The sequence below is a fragment of the Sorangium sp. So ce375 genome, assembly GCF_051473855.1.
Classification (GTDB): domain Bacteria; phylum Myxococcota_A; class Polyangia; order Polyangiales; family Polyangiaceae; genus Sorangium.
In genome coordinates this window covers 952,574-975,326 of record NZ_CP150335.1, presented here as the reverse complement: position 1 = coordinate 975,326, position 22,753 = coordinate 952,574, and the positions used below count along the sequence as shown (strand labels likewise).

18 protein-coding genes are annotated in these 22,753 nt (G+C 70.8%); 9 read left to right on the top strand and 9 right to left on the bottom strand.

What is annotated here, in order from left to right; genetic code table 11:
* Positions 1-1,347: 1,347 nt before the first annotated feature.
* The 4 genes from WME90_RS03790 to WME90_RS03775 all read right to left on the bottom strand — a co-directional run bounded on the left by WME90_RS03790 (position 1,348) and on the right by WME90_RS03775 (position 4,150).
* The gene (locus WME90_RS03790; protein ID WP_437279690.1) at positions 1,348-1,605 is read right to left on the bottom strand and encodes a hypothetical protein; all 258 of its coding nucleotides are present in this window, start codon (positions 1,603-1,605) and stop codon (positions 1,348-1,350) included.
* A 58-nt stretch (positions 1,606-1,663) separates the two neighbouring features.
* Positions 1,664-2,065, bottom strand: coding sequence for a hypothetical protein (locus tag WME90_RS03785; protein ID WP_437279689.1), 402 nt, complete (start codon positions 2,063-2,065; stop codon positions 1,664-1,666).
* Between the two features lie 139 nt (positions 2,066-2,204).
* Entirely contained in the window at positions 2,205-2,480 is a 276-nt protein-coding gene (locus WME90_RS03780; RefSeq protein ID WP_437279688.1) for a PRC-barrel domain-containing protein, read from the bottom strand.
* Between the two features lie 134 nt (positions 2,481-2,614).
* Complete coding sequence (locus WME90_RS03775; RefSeq protein ID WP_437279687.1) at positions 2,615-4,150, bottom strand: hypothetical protein; 1,536 nt, start codon at positions 4,148-4,150, stop codon at positions 2,615-2,617.
* Between the two features lie 551 nt (positions 4,151-4,701).
* On the opposite strand from WME90_RS03775, the gene astD reads away from it, so the two are divergent.
* Positions 4,702-6,168: a succinylglutamate-semialdehyde dehydrogenase gene (gene astD / locus WME90_RS03770; RefSeq protein ID WP_437279686.1), complete on the top strand. Its 1,467-nt coding sequence runs from the start codon at positions 4,702-4,704 to the stop codon at positions 6,166-6,168.
* 54 nt (positions 6,169-6,222) lie between these two features.
* Here astD and WME90_RS03765 read toward each other — a convergent pair whose 3' ends face one another.
* The 4 genes from WME90_RS03765 to WME90_RS03750 all read right to left on the bottom strand — a co-directional run bounded on the left by WME90_RS03765 (position 6,223) and on the right by WME90_RS03750 (position 10,387).
* Positions 6,223-7,512, bottom strand: a complete 1,290-nt coding sequence (locus WME90_RS03765; protein WP_437279685.1) for a cytochrome P450 — start codon at positions 7,510-7,512, stop codon at positions 6,223-6,225.
* Between the two features lie 176 nt (positions 7,513-7,688).
* A complete protein-coding gene (locus WME90_RS03760; RefSeq protein WP_437279684.1) occupies positions 7,689-8,381 on the bottom strand; it encodes an ROK family protein in 693 nt (230 codons plus the stop codon).
* Between the two features lie 255 nt (positions 8,382-8,636).
* Positions 8,637-9,734: a pectin acetylesterase-family hydrolase gene (locus WME90_RS03755; protein WP_437279683.1), complete on the bottom strand. Its 1,098-nt coding sequence runs from the start codon at positions 9,732-9,734 to the stop codon at positions 8,637-8,639.
* 74 nt (positions 9,735-9,808) lie between these two features.
* The gene (locus WME90_RS03750; protein WP_437279682.1) at positions 9,809-10,387 is read right to left on the bottom strand and encodes a hypothetical protein; all 579 of its coding nucleotides are present in this window, start codon (positions 10,385-10,387) and stop codon (positions 9,809-9,811) included.
* 381 nt (positions 10,388-10,768) lie between these two features.
* Here WME90_RS03750 and WME90_RS03745 point away from each other — a divergent pair, with 381 nt between their 5' ends.
* From WME90_RS03745 to WME90_RS03710, 8 genes are all read left to right on the top strand, one after another.
* Entirely contained in the window at positions 10,769-11,710 is a 942-nt protein-coding gene (locus WME90_RS03745; protein WP_437279681.1) for an aldo/keto reductase, read from the top strand.
* A 5-nt stretch (positions 11,711-11,715) separates the two neighbouring features.
* Positions 11,716-12,549: a 3'(2'),5'-bisphosphate nucleotidase CysQ family protein gene (locus WME90_RS03740; protein WP_437279680.1), complete on the top strand. Its 834-nt coding sequence runs from the start codon at positions 11,716-11,718 to the stop codon at positions 12,547-12,549.
* Positions 12,550-12,555: 6 nt separating this feature from the next.
* Positions 12,556-13,704 (top strand): NAD(P)/FAD-dependent oxidoreductase, encoded by a 1,149-nt coding sequence (locus WME90_RS03735; protein ID WP_437279679.1) that lies wholly within the window; start codon positions 12,556-12,558, stop codon positions 13,702-13,704.
* 94 nt (positions 13,705-13,798) lie between these two features.
* Complete coding sequence (locus WME90_RS03730; RefSeq protein WP_437279678.1) at positions 13,799-14,641, top strand: SDR family oxidoreductase; 843 nt, start codon at positions 13,799-13,801, stop codon at positions 14,639-14,641.
* A 220-nt stretch (positions 14,642-14,861) separates the two neighbouring features.
* Complete coding sequence (locus WME90_RS03725) at positions 14,862-16,619, top strand: hypothetical protein (RefSeq protein WP_437279677.1); 1,758 nt, start codon at positions 14,862-14,864, stop codon at positions 16,617-16,619.
* Between the two features lie 252 nt (positions 16,620-16,871).
* Complete coding sequence (locus WME90_RS03720; protein ID WP_437279676.1) at positions 16,872-18,818, top strand: sigma 54-interacting transcriptional regulator; 1,947 nt, start codon at positions 16,872-16,874, stop codon at positions 18,816-18,818.
* Positions 18,819-19,319: 501 nt separating this feature from the next.
* Positions 19,320-19,721, top strand: a complete 402-nt coding sequence (locus WME90_RS03715) for a DUF7793 family protein (RefSeq protein ID WP_437279675.1) — start codon at positions 19,320-19,322, stop codon at positions 19,719-19,721.
* Positions 19,721-20,848, top strand: coding sequence for a PAS domain S-box protein (locus WME90_RS03710; RefSeq protein WP_437279674.1), 1,128 nt, complete (start codon positions 19,721-19,723; stop codon positions 20,846-20,848). The genes WME90_RS03715 and WME90_RS03710 overlap by 1 nt, the downstream gene beginning before the upstream one ends.
* A gap of 149 nt (positions 20,849-20,997) precedes the next feature.
* On the opposite strand, the gene rsgA is transcribed toward WME90_RS03710, so the two are convergent.
* Positions 20,998-22,113 (bottom strand): ribosome small subunit-dependent GTPase A, encoded by a 1,116-nt coding sequence (rsgA, locus tag WME90_RS03705; RefSeq protein ID WP_437279673.1) that lies wholly within the window; start codon positions 22,111-22,113, stop codon positions 20,998-21,000.
* Between the last annotated feature and the right edge of the window lie 640 nt (positions 22,114-22,753).

The window sequence follows — 22,753 nt, the reverse complement described above, 5'->3', positions numbered from 1 at the left end:
GATACCGCTCCGTGTCAAGAGGAGGCGCCTCCGGCAAGGCTGCCTCCGGCAGGGCGGCAGGGCAGGCCGGGAGTGCAGGGACCCCACTGACGCCTACATTTGCGCCGTCGCGCTCGCTGACTCGGCTCGCTGGCGGGACCCGGCGTCACAGACTCGGACCCAGGATCCGCCCCGCCCCGGTTCTATGTCGGTCGTGGAACCCTGTGGAACGCCGTGCCCCCGCATTGTCCGCTGCGCCCGCGCCAGTCCGCGGCATTGCTGCGTGAAGCCCTTTCGCGGCTCAAGTCCGTCCAATATGTAACAACGCGTCGCCCCCGATCCGCAACGGATCCCAGCCCCCTCGATCTCGAGCGGCATGATCTAGGAGCGGCTCCCTTGGGTCCCTGCACCCGCATCGCGGCTGGGAGGGTAGCGCGGCGCTTCGCCCCGCCGCTCGGCTCGCCCTCGTGGCGCACCCCGATCGCCCGGTCGGGAGAAGCGTCGGTCGGCTGGACGCCTCGCAACTGTGAACCGTTCACAGTTGCGCGATCGCGGCAACCCCCTGGACCTCGGGTCTCCACCCTGCGACGTATCACAGCTCGCGCGACCTCGAGCACCACGATCTAAGGAAGGTACCGCCATCGGCCGCTGGCCGGCACTACGGTCGGGGGTGGTGCCTCGCCGCTCAGGTCGCCCTCGTGCCTCAGAGCGCGACCGGGAGCAGCATCGACCGGAGGGCGCCCGAGCGTGTGCACCTCGACCGGCGCCGACCCCAGGGCTCTGCACCACAAAGAATAACACCACCCTCGATCTCGAGCCCCATGAGTTAAGGAAGGGGCCACCTTCGGTCCCTGCCCGGCTTCACGGTTGGGGGTAGCTCGGCGCTCCTCCCAGCCGCTCGGCTCGGCCTCGCAGCGCGTACCCCAGCCTACGAGGCTGGCGCTGGGTCGACCGGCAGGGCGCCGGAGCGTAGGGGGCCTTGACTAACGCCGGAGCCTGACCGGCATCAGGCGCTGACGGCTCCCTAGCCGAGAGCACCCGGGTTGCCTTCCGACCTCGGCGTGCGCTTCGGGCGCCCTTCTCATCGTCCCGTCGTTCGTCTTCGGCCGCACGGCCGCGTCGGCTGTTGCCGTCGGCCAGGAGGCCCGTGTTTGGACTCGTCGTGAGGCTCGGGTCCTTGCGTCGGGCGCGCTGCAGGACCGTGCCGCGGCGCTCGTGTGGATCGTGCTGTTCCTTGGAGGTGCCATTGCGAAAGTCTGTGACCCAGGATGACCTGCTGAAAGCATTCGCGACGATCGCCCGCTACTTGGCCGACTCGATGCGAGAGGCGTCGAACGAGAACGCTGCCGGCGACACCAGCCCCGCCTACTACGACGCCCGGACCGCCCCGACGGGGCCGACAACCTTCCGACGCGCCGCCGCCGCGGGGGCCTTCCCGAGCTTCAAGATCGGCCGCAAGCTCATGGCGCGCAGGGCCGACGTGGACGCATGGATCGCGACCGCGTTCGGGCCGTGTGCGGGACCATCGAACAGCTCCCGCAAGTGTCCCTCGTACGCGTCGGCATCGATCAGGCGGACTATGATTTCATGAAATCCATCGTGCTCGTCGAGCGCGGCGGGAAACATGCTCAGTTCCGCATACCACCGGCTCTCCAGCACAGGTGGAAACGGCCGAATGACTACATCAAGCCGGCTTGTTTCGGAGTGCCAGCCCGATCCCGACCGCGGCCGCGCCGATCACGATAGGCAGGGCGCCCAGCGAGGCGCCGACCGTCACGCACCGATTGGCCTCCTCCGTGCCGACGCGCCAGATCATCTCGCGCTGCGTAGCGTCGATCTCGACGCCGGGATAGGAAAGCACCTCTTTCACGCGGGCGAGTCCTATTGCGCGGCCGAGCAGCCCCACCGAGATGGCGCTGAACCCCAGCATCACGGCGACGGCGCCCGGGATCCAGGCAAAGCCGCGCGCCTTCATCGACAGCATCGCCGCCCCGACAAGGCCGCTCCCGATGCCGACCGTCCCGGCCAGGAGGGCGAGCCACGCCGCCCACCCGCACCCCTTGAACGCTTCCAGCACGCCAAGCATGCTGCCTGCTAGCGCAGCGCCGGCGCAGAGGGAAGCGTCAGGTCGCCGCATGGGGCTCCCTGCTCGTGCTCACCGAGCGCAGGCCAAGGCCGGCTCCCTGAGCGTCGCACAACCACGGACGAGCTCAGGCGGCGCAGGTTCAGCTCGGCATCAGCAGGCTGCGCGCCTCGGTGCGCAGCACGATGGCCTGTCCCAGGCTCTGGATGGCCTCGGCCGGCACATCGAGGAACCCTGCCTGGAAGAGGCTGTGCTGGACGCCGAGCACGTCGGCCGCCTCGGAGCTGAGCTTGACCCGCACTCCGGCGAGCTTGAACGAGTCGCTGTCGAGGTAGAGCTGCTCCACCTGGCCGATCACGCGTCCCTCGGCGTCGACCACCGAGTGCCCCCGCACATCCTGCTCGTACGTCAATCGCATGGCGCTCTCTCCGCGCATCGTGGAAGCATCACTCAGGCCATCCGGCCGCCACCGCGTCGTATCCCCCGCGCCCACTGCGGCGAGCGCGCCGTGATCAACCCGGATGCCGCCCCAGGGCGGCGGGCGCCGCCTGCCTAGCCGCGCAGCGCAGCCGTCGCCTGGGGCCGCAGCGCCGGGCGCGGACGTTTCGCCATCTCGGCCTTCCTGGGCACGGACGGCCTGGCGTCGGCTCTCCAGGGCTGGAAGCGCTCGTCTTTCCACATCACGAGGCCGCCCAGCAGGGGCGCCTCGGGGCCCGCCTCGTCGTCAGACCGCAGCCAGACGAGCGGGCGCGCCTCGAAGACGGGCTTTGTGCACGCGATGTCCTCGAACGCCGCGGACCAGGAGCCGGTGTTCCCGAAGAACACCCCGGCTTCCCAGCTCCCCTCCGGGTTGTGGGTGTGCCCGAAGATCACGGCCTTCGCGCCGTGCGCCTTGGCCACGGACCGCGCCGCCTGGTTCACGCCCTTCCAGACCGCATCGAGCGTGGGCTTCGGGACCGCGCACTCGTAGGCGGCGAGGAGCGTCGGCGCGAGCAGCGCCGCCGCCGTGAACCCCTCCGGCATCCAGCACAGGCACGCGAGCGCGGCGAGGATCCCGACCAGCGCGAGCCCGAGGCGATCCAGCCAGAGCTCGCGGGCCACGCGGCCAAGACAGTCCTCGGCAGGCCGCGCGAACAGCCGCGCGTGCTTGACCACCGCGGGGAAAGGCGCGCCCGTCTCGCGGGCGGCTGCGACGAGGCCCGCGCGCCGGAGCGCCCGGCAGCTCGGGTCGCGCCGGCGCACGAGCTCGATCATCGTGCGCAGCGCCCCCACGCCGAACGCGAGCACGAGCGAGCGGCCAGAGAACAGGTAGTACCGCGTCCAGTGGGAGAGATAGCCGAAGCCCGAGAGCATGAACGACGAGTCGACGTGCGGGTTGAAGTACCCCATGCGCGACACGAGCAGGCGGCTCACGAGCGAGCCCATCGTCGGCTGGATCTCCCCCGGATTCCGGCCGAACGGCGCCATCGGGTGGCGATAAGAACAGTACGAGTCGTACTGATTGCCGTGCTCGACGATGACGCCATCGTGCGTGCGGTGGAACCAGGCGCGGAAGGCCACCCGCGCCCCGAGCGTCGCGCGGAGCTCCTCCTCGTTCGAGCTCCCCGGCGGGGCGCCGTCCCGGGCGGCGAGCTCGCGCATGGCCGCGTCGACGACGCTCCGCTGCACCGCCTCGCGCACCTCGGGCAGCGTGAGCTGGATGTCGTGGTTGCCCGCCACGAAGACCACGGTGTGCCCGTCCGCGACGATCCGGCCTACGGCCTCGACGAACACCGGGTGATCGCGAAGGATGGCCTCCATCGCCGGCACGGCGTGCTCGGCGGTGCGCGGCAGGTCGTGGACCACGCTCTCGTTGCCGATCACCCGCGGCGCATCCAGGTCGAAGATGTCGCCGTTCAGGACCAGCGTGAGCTCGTCGCGCTGCGCGCCGTGCCCCGCGGAGCCGCCCGTCCCCTTCCGGACCTCTCCCCGGAGCGCGTCGAGCATCGCCGCAATCTCCCCGTCCGGGGAGTACGGCGCCTGCCGATAGCGCATCCAGAGACCGTCGGTCGGCTCGAGCTCACAAAGATGGATGTCCGAGATAGCCACCGTGTGATGCATCGGCGGGAAAACTGACATGAGCACGTCTCCACGCCAGCCACAGGACCGTCAAGACTTGGTGTCACAGGACGTGGAGAGCGCCCTGCTGCAGTGCGCCCGGAGCGTGATCTGACGCGCAAACACGCTCAGCACACATATTCGCCACGGTGCATTCCCGTGAATGTCGCGCGCCTGCCACGGACGATATCGAAAGCACAGGCGCACGAGCAGCATTGAGATCTCGGCTCCGGAATTCTCACGGAGAGCAGCCGAGCGAGCAGACCCCATCTGGTTGGGGCTCAGTCGAACCGGAACACAGGATGTTGTGTGTCCCCCGTGGCGACGCGCAGGCCTGGCGAGCTCGACGAGCGGACCCAGCGTTGCGGGAGGCCGCGGGCGGGATGCTCCGCCGGGGGGCGTGCGAGCCCTGGCGGCGCCGTCCTCTGGTACGATCCACACTGGCAAGGCGAGGTGGACGCAAACGGTACTGGCTGGACGGACTGCTGAGCTCGTGGGGTGTCCCGGAGGGAGCTCCGCGAGGGCGTGAGGGAGAGGTGACCATGTCGACCCATTTCATCGGCGGCTGCTGGGTGACCGGCACGGGCGAGCCGTTCGCGAGCCGGAACCCCGTGACGCAGGCGATCGTCTTCGAGGGGCGCGCGGCGACCGAGGAGCAGGTCGACGCGGCCGTGACGGCGGCGCGCGGGGCGTTCGGGGCGTGGCGCGATCGCGGCGTGGAGGAGCGGACGGCGCTCGTGAAGCGGTTCGCCGGGCTCCTGGGCGAGCACAAGGCCCGGCTCGCGGACGTGATCGGGCTGGAGACGGGCAAGCCGCGCTGGGAGGCGCTCACCGAGGTCCAGACGATGATCGGCAAGATCGACGTGTCGCTCATGGCCTGGCGCGATCGGACGGGCGAGCGTCAGGCCGAGGCGGGCGACGCGACGGCCGTGGTGCGGCACCGGCCGCACGGCGTGGTCGCGGTGCTGGGACCCTACAACTTCCCGGGCCACCTGCCGAACGGCCACATCGTCCCGGCGCTGATCGCGGGCAACTGCGTTGTGTTCAAGCCCTCGGAGCTCACGCCGAAGGTCGCGGAGGAGACCGCGCGGCTCTGGCAGGAGGCGGGCGTCCCGGCCGGGGTGCTCAACCTGGTTCAGGGGGGGAAGCGCACCGGCGTCGCGCTCGCCGGTCACCCGGGCATCGACGGGCTCTTCTTCACGGGGAGCTCCGGCACGGGCAACGCCCTGCACCGGCAGCTGGCGGGTCGCCCGGAGAAGATCCTCGCCCTGGAGATGGGCGGCAACAACCCGCTCATCGTTCAGGACGTCGCGAACACCGAGGCGGCGATTCACCATATCCTGCAGTCGTCCTTCATCTCGGCGGGCCAGCGGTGTACGTGCGCGCGGCGGCTTCTCGTGCCGGCGACGCCGGAGGGCGACGCGCTCCTGGCGCGCCTCGTCGACGCGGCGTCCCGGCTCAAGGTGGGCAGGTACGACGACGCGGAGCAGCCGTTCATGGGCGCGGTGATCTCGCTCGAGGCCGCGGATCAGCTGCTCGCGGCGCAGGCGCGGCTGCTCTCGCTCGGCGGCGAGGCGCTGCTGGAGATGCGCCGGATCGAGGAGGGAACGGCGCTGCTGTCGCCGGGCGTCCTCGACGTGTCGGCGATCAAGGAGCTCCCGGACGAGGAGGTTTTCGGGCCGATGCTGCAGGTGCAACGCTACGAGAGCTTCGATGAGGCGCTGTCGCTGGCCAATCGCACGCGGTATGGGCTCGCCGCCGGGTTGATCTCGGATCGCAAGGACCTCTACGAGCGGTTCTGGCGGGAGTCCCGGGCGGGTATCGTCAACTGGAACAAGCCGCTGACGGGCGCGTCGAGCGCCGCGCCGTTCGGCGGTATCGGCAGCAGCGGGAACCACCGGCCTAGCGCGTATTACGCGGCGGACTACTGCGCGTATCCGGTCGCGGGGCTGGAGGCGGCAACGGTGGCGCTGCCAGGGCAGCTGGCGCCGGGGATGCGGCTCCACTAGGGGGCAACGGCCGCCGGGGAGAGGGGGGATACGACCGATGGGTCGATAGGGGGGTCAGGGAGCGGAGCTCTGGGAGCCTAGCTCTACCGGGATGGCGGTGAGGCCGCGCATGCCGGGGTTCATGCGCCAGGTCAGCGGCCCAGGGGCCAGCTCGGCGTCCGGGAAACGGCGCAGGAACGTGGAGATGGCAGCCTGAGCCTCCACCCGGGCCAGCGCGGAGCCGGCACAGTAATGCACGCCCAGGCCGAACGAGATGTGACGGATGTCCGTGCGGCGGAAATCGAGCCGATCGGGGTCGGGGAACTGCGCGGGATCGCGGTTCGCCGCGCCGAGCACCAGGAAAGCACGATCGCCCTTCGGGATCCGCACGCCGTCGAGCTCGATGTCGTCGAGCGCAATGCGGCTCATCCACTGCACCGGAGAGTCGTAACGGAGCAGCTCCTCCACCGCCGGGGCGATGAGCGACGGAGAGTCGCGCAGCGCCTCGCGCTCGGATCGGTGAAGGAGAAGCGCGAGCAGACCGTTGCCGATGAGGTTCTTCGTCGTCTCGTGACCGCCGAAGAGCAACATGCAGCACGTCGAGAGCAGCTCCTGCTCGCCGAGGATCATGCCCTGCTCCTCCGCCACCAAGAGCTGGCTGAGCAGGTCGTTGCCAGGGCTCTGCCGGCGGGACGCGATCACGCCCCGGAAATAGTCCTCGAGCTCGGTCACGGCGCTCAGCGCGCCCCCCGCGATCTCCAGCGTGGGGCGGCCCGCGCCAAGGAAGCCGCTGAGCGCGTTGGACCAGCCCTTCAGCCGGTGCCGATCCTCGACGGGCACGCCGAGCACCTCGCCGATCACGAGCAGCGGCAGGAGGTCGCCTAGATCGCGGAGGACATCCATCCGACCCGCCGGGGCGACCGCATCGAGCAGCTCGTTGACAAGCACCTCCACCCGCGAGCGCAGCCCCTCGACGAGCCGCGGCACGAACGCCTTGTTGATGAGCGAGCGGATGCGCGTGTGCTCCGGCGGATCGAGCAGCAAGGCCCACGACGCGAGGTTGCGGCGCAAGGGCTCGAGCCGCTGCCGCACCTCTTCAGGCAGCTTCGTCACGAAGGCGCTGGAGCGCTTCGCCGACAGGCGCGGGTCGCGAAAGCCCGCCGCGACCTGATCGTAGCGCGTGATGAGCCAGCCGTTGTAAGCCGCGCTGAAGTACACGGGCGCCTCCTGGCGCAGCCTCGCGTACACGGGGTACGGGTTCGTGAGGGTCTCCGGCGACTGGAGGCGAAAGGGATCGAGATCAGCGTCCGCCGCTGGATTGGCCGCGGGCGGTGCGTCGGGCTTCGGTGCGTCGGGCGAGTTCATCGAGCCAGGGTACGACGGTCACGCCCGCTTGGGAACCGGCGCGACCCACGCGCACGCAAGCCATCCGTAGGCCGGCGCGCTGTCCGCCGACGGGTTGGGCAAGGTGATGGCCGGGCAGGCGATGGCCGGGCGTGCGAGGAGGCCGGCCTCCCCGCGCGCGGCCCGGCCGCGCAGGCCTAGACCCAGAGCTTGATTCCGCCGAGCAGGCCAGCGACGTTGTCCACCACGGCGACGTTCTCGGGCAGCCGCGAGGCATCGAGCAGGCGCGCGTTGCCGCCGCCGAGGTAGAGCTTGCGGTAATTGAAGATCGGCTCGAGCTGCGCGATCATCTTGCGCACGCGCTTGTTCCAGCGCTTCGGGCCGATGCGCTTGCACTCGGCGTCGAACACGCGATCCTCGTACTTCAGGTCCCTCTTCCCGTAAGGGTGGTGCCCGAGCTCGAGGTTCGGCACGTAGCGGCCATCGATGTACAGGGCGCAGCCGAGCCCCGTGCCGAAGGTGAGCACCATCTCGAGCCCCTTGCCCTCGATGACGGCGAGCCCCTGGATGCCCGCGTCGTTGGCGACGCGAACAGGCTTGCCAAGGCGACGCTCGACGGCCTCGCCGAGCGGGTAGCCCTTCCACTTCTCGTTGTCGAGGTGCGGCGCCGTCTTGGTCACGTTCTCCATCACGACGCCGGGGAAGCCGATCGAAACCCGATCGAACTCCCCTTGCACGCGGGCGAGCTCGTCGATGACATCGAGGATGGGATCGGGCGAGGCCGGCTGGGGCGTCGGCACCCGCAGGCGATCCGACGTCGGATTCCCCTGCTCGTCGAGGACGATGGACTTGATCCCCGTTCCGCCGATATCGATACAAAACGTGCGCATGAATCCCTCTGTCTCCCCCCGCAGCTCTTCCGTCGGGGCCGCCGCGGGTGCACTCAGGCGCCCGCGTTTGCGGCGGACATAATCTAGAGCTCTGGCTGCGCGTCAACTGCCGCCGCAACGGCGCGCGTCCGCTCGGGCCACGGCGCTTCCTGCGGCCACCGCCCTGCGCCCCGCGCCAGCGCCCGCCAGCGCGCTGGCCGCACCCGCCGGCTCCCCGGCCGCTGCACCATCGGCCCCCCAGGGCGGCGCTCTGCTCTACGGAGAGCCGCAAGCGTCGCAGGCGACGTTGGGCGGCAGCGCACCGTTCACGAGCCCGTCGAGCCAGCGCACAAGGCGCGTCCCGCGCGACTCGATGGTGTAAAATTCCGGCCGCCAGAGGATGCAGTGCTCGCTGCCGGCAGCAAGGAACGACCTGAAGTTCGCCGTCGAGGCCTCGATATCGGCGACCGATGCCTTCATGGCATCCGACCACTCCTGGACGCCGCCGCCGCCCATCACGTGGAAGAAGAAGGCCTGGTTCTCATCGTAGACGGTGTTGAACTGCGACAGGCGCATGTCGGGGTAGTGGGCGCCTATCTTCTCGTAGAGCACAGGCAGCCGCACGAGCTCGGCCAGATCGAGGCCGGGTATCCACGTCGGATAAGCGCGCTCGGGCTTCCAGGACGGAAAACTGTCCCTGAAGAAGGTCTCGGTGATGATCCCTGCGCCGCTGTCGGCGAACTGAACGACGGACGCGCCCTTGTAGTGCTCCCGCAGGTGCGCGGACCAGAGGATCGCCCCATATGCGCCCGCGCTGCAGCCCGTCACGAAGATCTTCTCTGGCGCGGGGACGTTCTCGTAGATCCAGGTGAGCACCGCGCGGACGTTGACGGCGCCCTTGTGCTGGATGGTGACGGCCTGGCTCCCCTCTCCATACGTGACCACGTTGTCGCCCCAGTGGACGTCCCCGGTGCAGTAGGGGACATAGACATGGTGCCAGTCCCTGAAGGGGTTGTCCGGGTTCTCATGATCGTAGATGCCGGTCGTCAGGGAGTCCTCTCCGACCGTCTCCTGGAAGAGCGATCCCGCAGCCGAGCAGGTGGCGGCGTTCCAGCACGCGCCGCCGCCGCGGAACTCGACGATGAGGCGATCGACGGTGCCTGGACGGACGAAGTACTTGAAAGGATCGCCGCGAGCGCACGTCGTCTTCCCGCCCGGCACGATGGTGTTCCAGCCGGACGAAAGGCTCAGGATTCCGGCCTGCGGCGCGCTGCTCGGGCCCTCATGCTCGGCGGACGAGCCATCACAGCCGGCGGCGGCGAGCAGGCAGATCAGGAGTTGAGCCTGGAGGAGCGGGAAGAGTTTGAATCGCATCAGGGATGGAGAACTGCGCTCCAGGATTCGTGGGCTCCACCCGTCGGGGGCGGCCGCGGGGCGCGGCTCTCGCGTCATGGCAGAGGGGCGTGCTCTGCCCAGACCTGCGCCGCGGCGTCGCTGACCGCGCGGCGGATCGACCCCTCGTCGAGGCGGGCGCGGTCGCGCGGCGCGAGGGCGGCGCAGATGCCCAGCGCGACGAGGTAGAGGGCGCCGATGAGGCCAATCCAGCGCAGGCCGGACGCGCCCAGGCGTGAGATGATCTCGATGGGCACGATCTGCGCGCGGATCTGGACGGCGCCGATCACGAGCACAGCGCGATCTCCCTCCTGGAGCTCGATGTCGACCGGGCCCGTCAGCAGGCGCGCGAGCCCGTCGGCGCCGTGGAGGCGCGCCCGCGTTCGCCGCGGTACGTGCAGCACGTAGCGGGCGCCGATCACCTCCGCGATGACCGGGGCCGCTCTATCGAGCTCTCCCGACGGCACGCGCACGATGGACGCGGGCGTGTCGCCGATGTGCGCGCGCCCCTCGGCGAGCACGTGGCGGACGCCCAGCACGTCCTTGCCTCGGACGGCGACGAGCTCCAGCGCGCGCCGCGCGGAGGCGCTCGCCGCGGCCGACCGCGACCTCCGGTCGCTGACGGGTTCGGCCATCGATGCCTCATTAGGCCCTTTCGCCATACTCTCCAGCCCCCTTCGTCGGCCATGGGCAGGGCTCGACTCGACATGTCACCTGAAGACCTGCCCCCGGCGGCGCCGCCCCGCGCGCTTCCGCATCACTCCCCTTCCCTGGCTCCTCTGGCATGGAGCGTTCCGTGGCCGAGCGCGCAGGGACGTGGCGGCCCGACGGTCCGTGCCGGCCCGTGAGGTCGACGAAGGAGGCGCCCTGCGCCCGTGCGCCGCGGCTCGACAGGGGCCCCCTGTTCGGCGCGCCTCCGCCGCTCCGGGCGCGGCGCGCGCGACGCGGCGCGCTGTCTCGCCGGCGCGTCACCCTATTTCGTGGCGCCCTCCCCGCGCTGGTGTAGATCGCCGCCCGTGAGGAAGCGCCCCCTCGGCAAGACGACCCTTCAGGTCTCGGAGCTCGCCCTAGGCACCTGGGGACTCTCCGGCGACGGCTACGGTCCGGTGGCCGACGTCGAGGTCGATCGCGTCATCGACCGCGCGCTCGCGGTCGGCATCGATACCTTCGACACCGCCGACGTCTACGGCCGCGGCGAGATGGAGCGCCGCCTCGGCAAGCGGCTCCAGGGCGCCGGCACGACGTTCGTCGTCACAAAGATCGGCACCGTTCGTGACGGCGACCCCCCGACGAAGCAGTTCGACCCGGCCCACCTCCGCACCGCGTTCGAGCGCTCGCAGGAGCGGCTCGCCCGCGAGGTCGTCGACGTCGTCCTGCTCCACAACCCGACCGTGGCCGCGATGCAGGCGAAGGAGCCCCTCGCCTACCTGAAGGAGCTCAAGCAGGCCGGGAAGATCCGCGCCTTCGGCGTGAGCGCCGGCTCCGCGGACGTCGCCCGCTCCGCGCTCCGCGACGAGGTCGACGTCATCGAGCTCGCCTACAACGCCTTCCTCCCCGGCGACCTCCACGAGGTCGCGGGCGACGTCTCCGAGGCCGGCGCGGGCGTCCTCGCCCGATCGGTGCTCGCGCACGGGCTGCTCGCCGGCCAGTGGAGCGTCGATCGCGAGTTCTACCTCGACGATCACCGCTACCAGCGGTGGACCCGCGACGAGCTCAGGACCCGCATCCGCCAGCTCGACGCGCTCAGGCCGCTGGTCACGGGCCCCGTCGTCTCGCTCCGCTCGGCGGCCCTGCGCTTCGTCCTCGCGAACCGCCTCGTCTCGTCCGCCGTGCTCGGCCCCCGCTCGGTCGCCCAGCTCGACCAGCTCGTCCGCGAGGCGGGCATGCCCCCCTACCTCCGCGACACGGCGCTGACGGATCTCGCAGGTCGCCTCAGGCAAGCCGGGATCGAGGTGTGAGCAGGATGGACCGGAACGACAGGGAGCTCGACGAGATCGTCCGCATCGCGCGCGCCGCGGCGGCGATCGTGATGGACGTGTACGCGACGCCGTTCGCGGTCGAGATGAAGGGCCCGGGCGACCCGGTGACCCGCGCCGATCGCGAGGCGAACACGCTCATCTGCAGCGCGCTCGAGGCCGCGTTCCCCGGCGAGGCGATCCTCGCCGAGGAGAGCGTCCCGACCGGCGACGAGCTCGCCGCGCGCCTGCGGAAGGAGCGGGTGTTCTTCGTCGACCCGCTCGACGGTACGCGCGAGTTCGCGGACAGGAACGGCGAGTTCGCCGTGATGATCGGGCTCGCGGTCCGCGGCCGCGCGGCGCTGGGCGTCGTCGTGATGCCCACGACCGGCGACGCGCTGGCCGGCCGCGCCGGCGAGGGCGGCTTCGCCTTCCTCGAGGCGAGCGACGGCAGCCGCCGCCCGCTCCAGGTCTCCGCCGTGAGCTCTCCGGCCGACGCGACGCTCATCGTCTCGCGCTCGCACCGGCCGAAGGAGCTCGAGCCGCTCCTCGCGCGGCTCGGCATCTCCAAGGTCGTCCCCTGCGGCTCCGTCGGCGTGAAGATCGCCCGGATCGCGACGGGCCAGGCCGACCTCTACCTGCACGGCGGCGGCGGCGCCAAGCTCTGGGACAGCTGCGCGCCCGAGGCCGTGCTCCTCGGGGCGGGCGGGAGCTTCACCGATCTCTCGGGCGCGCCCATCGACTACAACGGCCCCGGGCTCAAGCTCGGGCGCGGCATCATCGCCTCGAACGGCGCCCTCCAGGCCGCCGTCGTCGCCGCGGCGAGGTCGGAGCTCGGCTGAGGCGCGATGCGGGGGCAAGCCGAAGTCGTCATCATCGGCGCGGGGATCATGGGCCTCGCGATCGCCTACAACCTCGCGCGGCACCACGGCATCACCGACATCGTCGTCGTCGAGCGGAGCTACCTCTGCGGAGGCGCCAGCGGGCGCAACGGCGGCGGGGTCCGGGCGCAGTTCTCGAGCGAGGGGAACATCCGGCTGATGCAGGAGAGCATCCGCATCTGCCGCGATTTCGCCCGCGAGATGAAGATCAACATCTGGTTCCGGCAGGGCGGCTACCTGTTCCTCGTGCGCAGCGAGGAGGGCCGCCGGACGCTCGAGAAGAGCGTCGCCGTGCAGAACGCGTGCGGCCTCGGGACGCGGATGCTCACCGCCAACGAGGCCCGCGCGATCGTGCCGGAGCTCTCGACAGACGGCGTCGTGGCCGCGAGCTACAACCCCGACGACGGCGTCGTGTTCCCCTGGCCGTTCGTCTGGGGCTACGCCGAGCGCGCGCAGAAGCTCGGCGTCGACATCGCCACCTTCACGAACGTCCTCGGCTTCCGCACGCAGGGCGCGCGGATCGACGCCGTTGTCACCGATCGCGGCGAGATCCGGACGCACCGGGTCGTCAACGCGGCCGGCGCGTGGAGCCCCGAGATCGCGCGCATGCTCGGCGTGGAGCTGCCCAACCACCCGCACCGCCACGAGATCTGCTCGACCGAGCCGCTGAAGCCCTGGCTCGGCCCGCTCGTCGCGGATCTCTCGAACGGCCTCTATTTTTCCCAGTCGATGCGCGGCGAGATCGTGGGCGGCATCTCCAACGAGGACGTCCCCGAGGGCCTCGACATGGGGTCGAGCCACAGGTTCCTCGCGCTGTACGCGCGGGCGCTCGTCTCCACGTGCCCCCTCCTCGGCAGCGTGAAGGTGCTGCGGCAGTGGGCCGGCTGTTACGATCTCACCCCGGACCAGAACCCCATCGTGGGCGGGATCGACGAGGTCGAGCACTTCTACCAGGCCTCCGGGTTCATGGGGCACGGCTTCATGATCGCGCCCGTCATGGGCAAGCTCCTCGCGCAGCACATCGCCGAGGGCACCACCCTCCCCCTGTTCGATCGCTGGAACCTGCGGCGCTTCAAGGAGGGCCGGCTCCTCAGCGAGGCGATGATCATCGGCTGAGCGCCCGCGCCCGCGGCGCGGAGGCTGACCTCGAGCGGCGCGCCCCGCGCTCCCCCGGCGCCTCGCGCTTCGCCTATACTCGCGCCCCTCGCTCATGGGTCACCTCGTCCTCGTCACCGGCTGCTCGAGCGGCATCGGCCTCGCGACCGCGGTCGCGTGCGCGGCCGCGGGCCACCGGGTCATCGCCACGATGCGCCGCCCCGAGAAGGCCGGCGCGCTCCTCGCCGCCGCCGGCGCGCGGGGCGTCTCGCTCGAGATCGAGCAGCTCGACGTCGCCGCGGAGGGCGCGCCCGACCGGGTCCGGGAGATCCTCCAGAAGCACGGCCCTGCCTACGCCCTCGTCAACAACGCCGGCATCGCGGTCGGCGGCGCGTTCGAGGAGCAGGCGGACGGCGACATCCGGGCGCAGTTCGAGACAAACGTCTTCGGGCTCATGGCCGTGACGCGCGCGGTGCTCCCGGCGATGCGCGCCGCGGGGCGAGGCCGCATCGTCAACGTCTCGAGCATCTCCGGGCTCGTCGGCCTCCCCGGCGTGAGCGCCTACGCGGCCACGAAGCACGCCGTCGAGGGCTTCAGCGAGGCGCTGCGCTGGGAGCTCGCCCCGTTCGGCGTCCACGTCTGCCTCGTCGAGCCCGGCACCTTCAAGACCGAAATTTTCTACGAGAACCAGCGGCGCGGCGCCCATGTCTCACCCGACGGCCCTTACAGCGCGATGACCAGGGCGATCGAGCGGCTCGTCCTCGAGGACGCCGCCAAGGCGCGGCCGCCCGCCCCGGTCGCGGCGGCGATCCTCCGCCTCATCGACGACGCCTCGCCGCCGTTCCGGACCCTCGTCGGCCGGGACGCACGGGCGCTCGTCGCGCTGCGCCGTGTCATCCCCGACCGGCTCTTCGCCACGGGGATCCGCCGGCTCGTCTTGGCGCCGCGCTCGCGTTGACACGTTCTCTGGCGGCGAATAGCGTCGGCTTCGCCGTTTCCATGACGGAGCGGCGCCACGTCGTGGCCGAAGGGGGGCCGCGCCCCCTGCCGCGCGCTGTTTTTGTCCACTTTCGTCCCCTCAGGCTAACGAAGGCTAGCCGCTGACCGCCTCCCCCGAAGCGCACCGTGCGACGGCGAGGTCAGGCCGGCAGCATCACCGAGGTCCCGGAGGAAACACCATGTCCCGCTCAGCACGCAGCATCCTGCCGCTCCTTCGCTCGCTCCTCCTGGGGGCCGCCACCGCGTCGTCGATGGCGCTCTCCGCAGGGCTCATCGTCGGGTGCGGCGACGAGAACGACCCCGAGACGCACGTCAAGCGGCTCGACGACCCGGCCACGCTCACCGCCTCCGTCAACAGGCTCGTCCAGTTCTTCGAAGACGCGATGACGCGCGACAACAAGGACCGGAACGGCCCGACCGTGAAGCCGCTCCTCGACAAGATCATCGAGCCGATGACGCAGAAGTGCGTGGCCGGCGATCTCGACGAGCGCACGAACTCGAAGCTCATCAAGTTCATCTCCGACACGAGGGACCCGCGCGGCGAGGCCTGCCTCATCAAGGCGCTCAAGGACTACAAGCCCGAGTCGACCGAGGAGGACGTCCGCTGGGCCGTGCGCGGCCTCGGGGCGATGAAGTCGGAGAAGGCCGCCGAGCCGCTCATGGCCGTCTTCACGAAGCTCCAGCACGGCAAGGCCAAGGGCTCCACGATCTCGCGCGACGTGCACGACGCGATGGTCGACATCAACAGCAAGTCCTGGGAAGACGGGCTCATCACGATGGTCGGGCGCCCGATCAACGACCCGAAGGACCCCGTCACGATGCGGAACGAGCTGTTCTGGCAGATCACCGCCGCGGAGCTGCTCGGGTGGCAGCGCAGCGAGAAGGCGGTCGTGCCGCTGCTCAAGGTGGTGCTGTCGCCGGTCAAGGCGGACGCGGCCACGACCGCCATCCTCGCGCTCACGAAGATCGGCAAGCCCGCGATCCAGCCGGCGATCGCGCTGCTCCAGGGCGACCAGAAGGAGCTCGTCGAGTACTCGAAGGTCGAGAACCTGAAGGGCGCCGGCGGCGACAAGGCGAGCGCGGAGCAGAAGAAGGCCGCGGAGACCGCCCACGTGGCGGCGGCCGCGCTCGTCCTGGCGACGATCGGCCGGCAGGAGTCGACGCAGCCGCTGCTCGCGGCGCTCGAGAAGGCCGAGGACGTGCCGCGCGTCATCATCGCGCGCGAGCTGACAAAGGTGCCGAAGACGCCGGAGACCCTCGCGGCCTTCCAGGCGGCGTACGACAAGACGCCCGCGGGGCTCGAGATGCCGCCGGCCGGCATCAACGGGCGGGTGATGCTCGCGGAGGCGGCGAGCAACTTCTTCGACGCGAGCCTCGTGCCGTGGCTCGTGAAGACCGGCCTCGAGGCGCGCGGCGAGGAGGACGACGTCGCGGCGATCCGCGAGGTCTCCCTGCAGACGGCGCTCAAGCTGATGAAGCCCGACCAGGTCGCCGACGTCGACCGGCTCGCGGGCACCCGCACGAGCGGCGGCGGCACGGTCGGCAAGTCCATGGAGAAGGAGGTCAAGATCGCGAAGGACCTGCTCGGGGCCTGCGGCACCAAGCTCGAGTGTTACGTCGGCAAGCTCGGCGACCCGGCGTCGCAGGCGAACGAGACGCAGTTCCAGGGGATCAAGTCCGCCTACATGACGGGCGTGCTCGGCACCCCCGAGGTCCGGCAGCAGATCATCGACGCCATGCCGAAGATCTCGAACGCGGCCGTCCGCTTCGTCGCGGTCTCGGTCATCGACGCCCTCTCGCCGAAGGGCGACGCCGAGGTCGCGACAAAGCTGCAGAAGATCGTCGATGAGGGCGAGGCCTCGAAGGACGCCCAGAAGATCGCCGGCAACGCGCCGTTCAAGACGGTCATCTACCGCCTCAGCGCCCGCGCACAGTGACCGACGCGGCGCCGCGCGCCCCAGCCCGCGGTCGGCCGCGGGCGGGGGCGCGTGAGGCGCGCGTGAGACGCGCGGCGACACGCCGTCCCTTCCAAATTTTCCCTTGATCGGCGCCTTTCGGGCGCGATGCTTGTGCGACGCTCGCGCAACGCTCGACCAGCGCGCCTGACGCCCGGTTTTTCCTGGCGTCGCCGCCATCTTGACGGTTTACTCCGGCCCCTTCTCAATGGGGTCTTCCTGGCTGAACGAACCATGATCGTGCTCGAGGTAACCCAGGGTCTCGCTGCCGGGCGCACCTTCGAGCTCCAGGGCGAGCTGATCACGCTCGGGCGCTCGTCGGACAACCGCGTCGTCCTCGACGATCGCCACGTCTCCGGGGCGCACGCGCGCATCGTGAGCGGCGCGGACGGGGTGATCCTCGAGGATCTGCGCTCGACGAACGGAACGAGCGTGACGCGGCGGGGCGAGCGGCTGGAGCTCGGCGCGGGGCGCAGCGCGATCGCCCTCCAGACGGGGGACGTCATCGAGCTCGGCTCGGGGGACGCGGTCACCCGGATGGTGGTGAAGATCCCGGAAGAGGCCGACGACGCGCGGGTGGTCTCGATCCGCCGCCTCGACGAGATCGAGCCTGCCGAGGCGAAGATCGAGCGCGATCCGAGCGCGCTGTCGGCGATGTACGCGGCGCAGAAGCGCATCGGCGCCGCGAACGACCTCGACGAGGTGCTCGCCGAGATCGCGGACGCGGTGCTCGCGCTGGTGCCGAGCTCGACGCACGTCACGGTGGTGCTGCGCGACGACGATCAGGAGCCGGGCGCGGCGCCGACGGCGTTCGTGCCGGTGCTGACGCGGGTCCGGTCCGCATCGGGCAGAGGGGGGCCGCCGGCGGGGCCGGTCCCGATCACGCGCAGCGTGTACCGGAAGGTGATCAAGGAGCGGGCGGCCGTGCTCGCCGCCGACGCGCCGATCGAGGTCGGGCAGAGCGAGTCGCTGATGGGCGCCTCGATCCGGAGCACCCTCGCCGTGCCGCTCTGGAAGGGCGAGGAGATCATCGGCGTGCTCCAGGCCGACAACCGGAGCGTGCCCGGGATGCTGAACGCGGGCGACCTGGAGACGCTGCTCGTGCTGGCGGCCAACGCGTCGCTCGCGGTGGCGAACGCCCGGCTCATCAAGCGGCTCGTGCTCGCGGAGGAGCGGCTCCAGAAGGAGAACAGCTTCCTCAAGGGGCGCGAGGAGCGGCGCCGGGGCGGGGGCGGCGGCGCGGTCGACATCATCGGCAACAGCGACGGGATGCGCAAGGTCATCGGCCAGCTCGACAAGGTGGTCGACACGCGCGTCACGGTGCTGATCGAGGGCGAGACGGGCACGGGCAAGGAGGTCATCGCCGCCGCCGTCCACTACCGCTCCCGCCGCCGCGACAAGCTGTTCGTGGCGCAGAACTGCGCTGCGCTGGCCGAGAGCCTCCTGGAGAGCGAGCTCTTCGGCCACAAGAAGGGGTCGTTCACGGGCGCCACCGAGGAGAAGAAGGGCCTGTTCGAGATCGCCGACGGGGGCACGCTCTTCCTCGACGAGATCACCGAGACCCCGCTGTCGCTGCAATCGAAGCTCCTCCGGGCGCTCCAGGAGGGCGAGATCCGCCCCGTCGGCGCGACGAGCCCGAAGCACGTCAACGTGCGCATCGTCGCCGCGACGAACCGGAACCTCGAGGACGAGGTGGCCAAGGGGCGGTTCCGCGAGGACCTCTACTATCGCCTCAAGGTCTTCCCGATCCGCCTGCCTCCGCTGCGAGAGCGGCGCGACGACATCCCGCTGCTCGCGGCGCACTTCCTGGAGCGCTACGCGGACGAGATCGGCAAGCCCTGCGGCGGGTTCAGCCAGCAGGCGATGGAGCTGATGGTCGCGTACGACTGGCCAGGCAACGTCCGCGAGCTCCAGAACGAGGTGCAGCGGCTCGTCATCCAGCTGGAGCCGGGGGCGTTCGCCACGCCGGAGCTGCTCTCGCCGAGGATCCGGCAGGTCGAGGGGCTCATCGCGCGGGCGGGGACGCCGAAGGGGTCGCTCAAGGAGATGATGGACGCGGTCGAGAAGTACTTCCTCCTGGAAGCGCTGCGCGGACACAACAACAACAAGACCAACGCGGCTAAGTCGCTCGGGATCACGCGCGAGGGGCTCCACAAGAAGCTCCGGCAATACGGGATCTGACGCGACGGAGAGGGCTCTCCTGGAAGCGGGGGAGCCCTCGGGAGGGGGTGTCGCGCGCGGGGCCGGCGGGGGGCCCTTCCCACGAACTCGCGCCTTGTGGTGGCTATTGCCGGCTGGACGGGTGGGGTGAACCAGGAGCTGGTCGCTTCGACGCGGGCCGGCGCTCGGGTTCGTGGGGCCCTTCCCCCGCCGGCCCCGCGCGCGACACCCCCTCCCGAGGGCTCTTTCTCATCACGAGGCGGGATCGCGCCGGGCGGAATGTCGATATCTGATCGGTGTCGATGGGGCGTATGTCGACGGCGCCAAGGAAATGTGCGTCGCGCGCAGACTTTGTTAAGAGCTTGGACATTGGGAGGAGCTCGGTGTTACAACCGAGATGCGCTCAGGGGACGGGATGAGCGCAGGGCTCGCGGGTGTGCTTCAGGGCCGACCGACGTGGGGGTCGCGCGGCGTCCGGACGGCGCGGTCTGCCTGGCGAGCTCGCGGGGAAGAGGGGGGAACATGACCGAGCTCGGAGACGAGCGTCTGAGAACGCGAACCGGGGAGCTCTCCTTCGACAGGGAGAGCAGGATCGTGCGCTTCGATATCGACGAGGGCGTGGTCCAGACGCTCGACGACGCGAAGGAGAACATCGCCGCGACAAAGCGGTTCAGCAAGGGCGCGCTGTACCCGCTCCTGTGCGATCTCACGCGGTGCAAGGGCACGGACCAGGACGCGCGCAACTACTACGCGTCGGACGATGCGACGCAGGCGTACAGCGCGATGGCGCTGCTCGGCGGGCGCCCGGTCGCGCGGATGATCGGCAATATCTTTCTCGCCGTCTATGGGAATCGCGCCAAGCCCATTCGGCTCTTCGGAGAGGAGAGAGAGGCAATCCAGTGGCTGACAGGTTTCGCTGACTGATGGACTCTGCCCCATTCGACGACCCACGCGTCGCAGAGCTCTGCGAGCTGGTCCTGCGCCTGCTCCCGACCGAGCGGCGCGGCGCCCTGCCGCCGGCCTTCGGGGCCGATCCGCTCGATCAGGCCCTCTCCGCGCTGAGGCCGCTCGCGGCCCCGCTCGCGGCGGCACGGCCGGACCCGGACGACCTGAACCAGCGACTGGAAGAGCTCATGGAGGTGATCGTCGCGCTCGTCGGGTTCGACTACGCCAAGAAGGCGCCCGTCAGCGACAGGAACGATCTCATCGACGGCATGGCGGCCGGCTTGAACATGCTCGGCGAGGAGCTCGCGAGCTCGACGGTCTCCAAGACCTACGTGACGAGCATCATCGAGTCGATGCTCGATCTCCTCGTGGTGGCCGATCGGGACAGCGGGATCCGGAGCGTCAACCAGGCCGCGTGCGAGCTGTCGGGCTACGCCCGGGAGGAGCTCGTCGGTAAGCCGCTCGACGTCGTGTTCCCCGGCCTCTCGGCCGGCGCGCTGATCGACGCGGGCGGCGCGCGCGACGAGAGGGTCTGTCTGCGGAAGGACGGGCGCACCGTCGCCGTGTCGTTCCTCGCCTCCGTCATGCGGACCGACGGCGGGCAAATCCACGGCGTCGTCTGCGTGGCGCGAGACCTCACGGAGAGCAAGCGGGCCGAGGAGGAGCGCTGGCGGCTCCGCGAGGCGGTCCACCGCCAGGCGATCCTCGTCGAGGAGCTCTCGACGCCGATCATCCCCATCACCGACACGATCATGGTGGTCCCGCTGGTCGGCTCGCTCGACGAGCAGCGGCTGTCGCGGATGACCGAGTCGCTGCTTCAGGCGCTCTCCGCCAGATCGGCCAGCGTGGTCATCCTCGACATCACCGGCGTTCGCACCGTGGATCAGCAAGCCGTGCACGGGCTCATCCGCTCGGTCGGCTCGGCGAGGCTGCTCGGGGCGCGGGTGCTGCTGAGCGGCATCCGCCCCGACGTGGCGCGGGTGCTGGTTGGGCTCGGGGCAGACCTCGACGGGGTCGCGACGTTCGGGTCGCTGCAAAGCGGGATCGTCCACGCGCTGAGGGGCGCCGCGGCGAACGGCCGGCCCGTCCCTGTGCGCTCCGCGTAGCGGAGCCCGGACAGGGCTCGTCCCTCCGCGCCCGGGGTCAGAGGAGCGCGCCGGCGTCGAGGGGGAAAGACCCGCAGGATCGCCAGGAGCGCCGGGGAATGCCTTTCCTGGGCATCCCCGGCCTCCCGGCGATCCTGCGGTGTCCGGCTCTACTGCTTCGGGTTGGCGCGCATTCGCTTCGAGATCTGCTTCCAGCGCCGCTTCTCCTCGAGCCGCGCGCGCACGTCCTGCTGCCGGGCGAGGTAGCGCCGCTCCGCCCCGAGCTTGAGGTAAGCGCCGAGGCGCTCCGGATCGAGCTCGCCGTCCTCGATGGCGCGACGGACCGCGCACCCGGGCTCGCCCTCGTGGGCGCAGTCCCGGAAGCGGCAGGCCGCGGCGCGCGCCTCGACGTCGTCGAAGCCTGCAGGACCTGCCGCCCCGTCCGAGGACCAGAGGCCGAGCTCCCGCACGCCGGGCGTGTCGATGAGGAGGCCGCCGCCCGGGATCAGGAACAGCTCCCGGTGGGCGGTCGTGTGGCGGCCGCGCTCGTCCGCCGCCCGGATGGCGCCCTCGCGCTGGACCTCCGCGCCGAGCAGGCGATTGCTGAGCGCGGACTTCCCCACGCCGGACGAGCCGACGAGGGCGATGGTCTCCCCTGCCCCGATCTCGCCGCGGAGCGCGTCGAGACCGGCGCCGGACAGGGCGCTGACCAGCGCGATCGGCGCGGTGGGCGCGACCTCCCGCGCGGCGTCGATGAACCGCCCCGGATCGGGGCAGACATCCGCCTTGTTGAGCACGAGGACCGGGCGAGCGCCGCCGTCGAGGACAGCATCGATGTACCGCTCCAGGCGGCGCACGTTGAAGTCGGCGTTCAGCGACGTGACGATGAACACCTTGTCGACGTTGGCCGCGAGCACCTGGGCCTCCACCGCCGGCCCCGCGGCCTTGCGGCGCAGGCACGTGCTCCGCGCGAACGTGTGCACGATGTACGAGGGCCCCGCGCCATCGCCGGGCCTGAGCCCCACCCAGTCGCCGACGGTGGGGAGCGCCGCGCGGTCCGCGGCCTCGTGCGCGAGGCGGCCGCTGACGACGGCGAGCCGCGGGCCGTCCGCGGTCTGCACGTGGTGCCTCGCGGCCGAGGCGAGAAGGACGCGCGCGGGCTGCACGGCGTCCTCCAGACAGGCGAGCTGGCTCGCGAAGAAGGGAGTCCATCCGAGCCCGACCAGGTCGGGCCGCGGTTCATTCTGCGAAGACGGATCAATGAGAAAATCGGAGTCAGTTTGCATGACGGACGAGCGCTCCATGGCGTTCGGCCGCGCCCGAGCTCGGTGCGCGGCAATCGACGGACAGGGGCGGGGCGGCGCGCGAGCGCGCCCGCGCCGGGCCATTCCACGCGCGGGGCCGCCGCGGCGCAGAGCTCGTCGATCCGTCAGGACGTCACGCCGAAAGGCGCGCCCGGCCAGGGCAGATCCCTGGAAGGGGCACACGCACAGGCAGCACGCGCGCCCCTCAGGGCACGCGGACGACGTCGCGAAGACGTGGAGGCGAGCTCAGCCGGCCGCGGCGGAAACGACGGCGGCGGCGCAATGGGTGTGCGATGTATTGGCACTCATGACCTGACCTCCGTGTTCGGCTCACGTCATCACGACGCGGGAGCAAGCAGAATCCTCTAGCGGCGCGCCGACGTCAAGCGCTCTCGGGTCGGCCCGGCCGCGTTTGGACGGCGAGCGCGCAAGGCGCGCTTCTGGGTCGCGGCGAGCGCGCGGAGCGCGCATCTTGTTCTGGGTCGCGGCGAGCACACGAAGCGCGTTCTGGGTCGCAGCGAGCGCGCGAGGCGCGCTCTGGGTCGCAGCGAGCGCGCGGAGCGCGCTCTGGGCGATGCCTGCGACGAGGTGGGACGCATGCGGCGGAGCGGGGACGAGCGCG

Bases quoted from the DNA above. Each gene is read 5' to 3' on its own strand.
- WME90_RS03790 (WP_437279690.1), bottom strand. From the start codon at position 1,605: ATGTTTCCCGCCGCGCTCGACGAGCACGATGGATTTCATGAAATCATA.
- WME90_RS03785 (WP_437279689.1), bottom strand. From the start codon at position 2,065: ATGCTTGGCGTGCTGGAAGCGTTCAAGGGGTGCGGGTGGGCGGCGTGG.
- WME90_RS03780 (WP_437279688.1), bottom strand. From the start codon at position 2,480: ATGCGATTGACGTACGAGCAGGATGTGCGGGGGCACTCGGTGGTCGAC.
- astD (WP_437279686.1), top strand. From the start codon at position 4,702: ATGTCGACCCATTTCATCGGCGGCTGCTGGGTGACCGGCACGGGCGAG.
- WME90_RS03765 (WP_437279685.1), bottom strand. From the start codon at position 7,512: ATGAACTCGCCCGACGCACCGAAGCCCGACGCACCGCCCGCGGCCAAT.
- WME90_RS03760 (WP_437279684.1), bottom strand. From the start codon at position 8,381: ATGCGCACGTTTTGTATCGATATCGGCGGAACGGGGATCAAGTCCATC.
- WME90_RS03755 (WP_437279683.1), bottom strand. From the start codon at position 9,734: ATGCGATTCAAACTCTTCCCGCTCCTCCAGGCTCAACTCCTGATCTGC.
- WME90_RS03750 (WP_437279682.1), bottom strand. From the start codon at position 10,387: ATGGCCGAACCCGTCAGCGACCGGAGGTCGCGGTCGGCCGCGGCGAGC.
- WME90_RS03740 (WP_437279680.1), top strand. From the start codon at position 11,716: ATGGACCGGAACGACAGGGAGCTCGACGAGATCGTCCGCATCGCGCGC.
- WME90_RS03735 (WP_437279679.1), top strand. From the start codon at position 12,556: ATGCGGGGGCAAGCCGAAGTCGTCATCATCGGCGCGGGGATCATGGGC.
- WME90_RS03730 (WP_437279678.1), top strand. From the start codon at position 13,799: ATGGGTCACCTCGTCCTCGTCACCGGCTGCTCGAGCGGCATCGGCCTC.
- WME90_RS03725 (WP_437279677.1), top strand. From the start codon at position 14,862: ATGTCCCGCTCAGCACGCAGCATCCTGCCGCTCCTTCGCTCGCTCCTC.
- WME90_RS03720 (WP_437279676.1), top strand. From the start codon at position 16,872: ATGATCGTGCTCGAGGTAACCCAGGGTCTCGCTGCCGGGCGCACCTTC.
- WME90_RS03715 (WP_437279675.1), top strand. From the start codon at position 19,320: ATGACCGAGCTCGGAGACGAGCGTCTGAGAACGCGAACCGGGGAGCTC.
- WME90_RS03710 (WP_437279674.1), top strand. From the start codon at position 19,721: ATGGACTCTGCCCCATTCGACGACCCACGCGTCGCAGAGCTCTGCGAG.
- rsgA (WP_437279673.1), bottom strand. From the start codon at position 22,113: ATGCAAACTGACTCCGATTTTCTCATTGATCCGTCTTCGCAGAATGAA.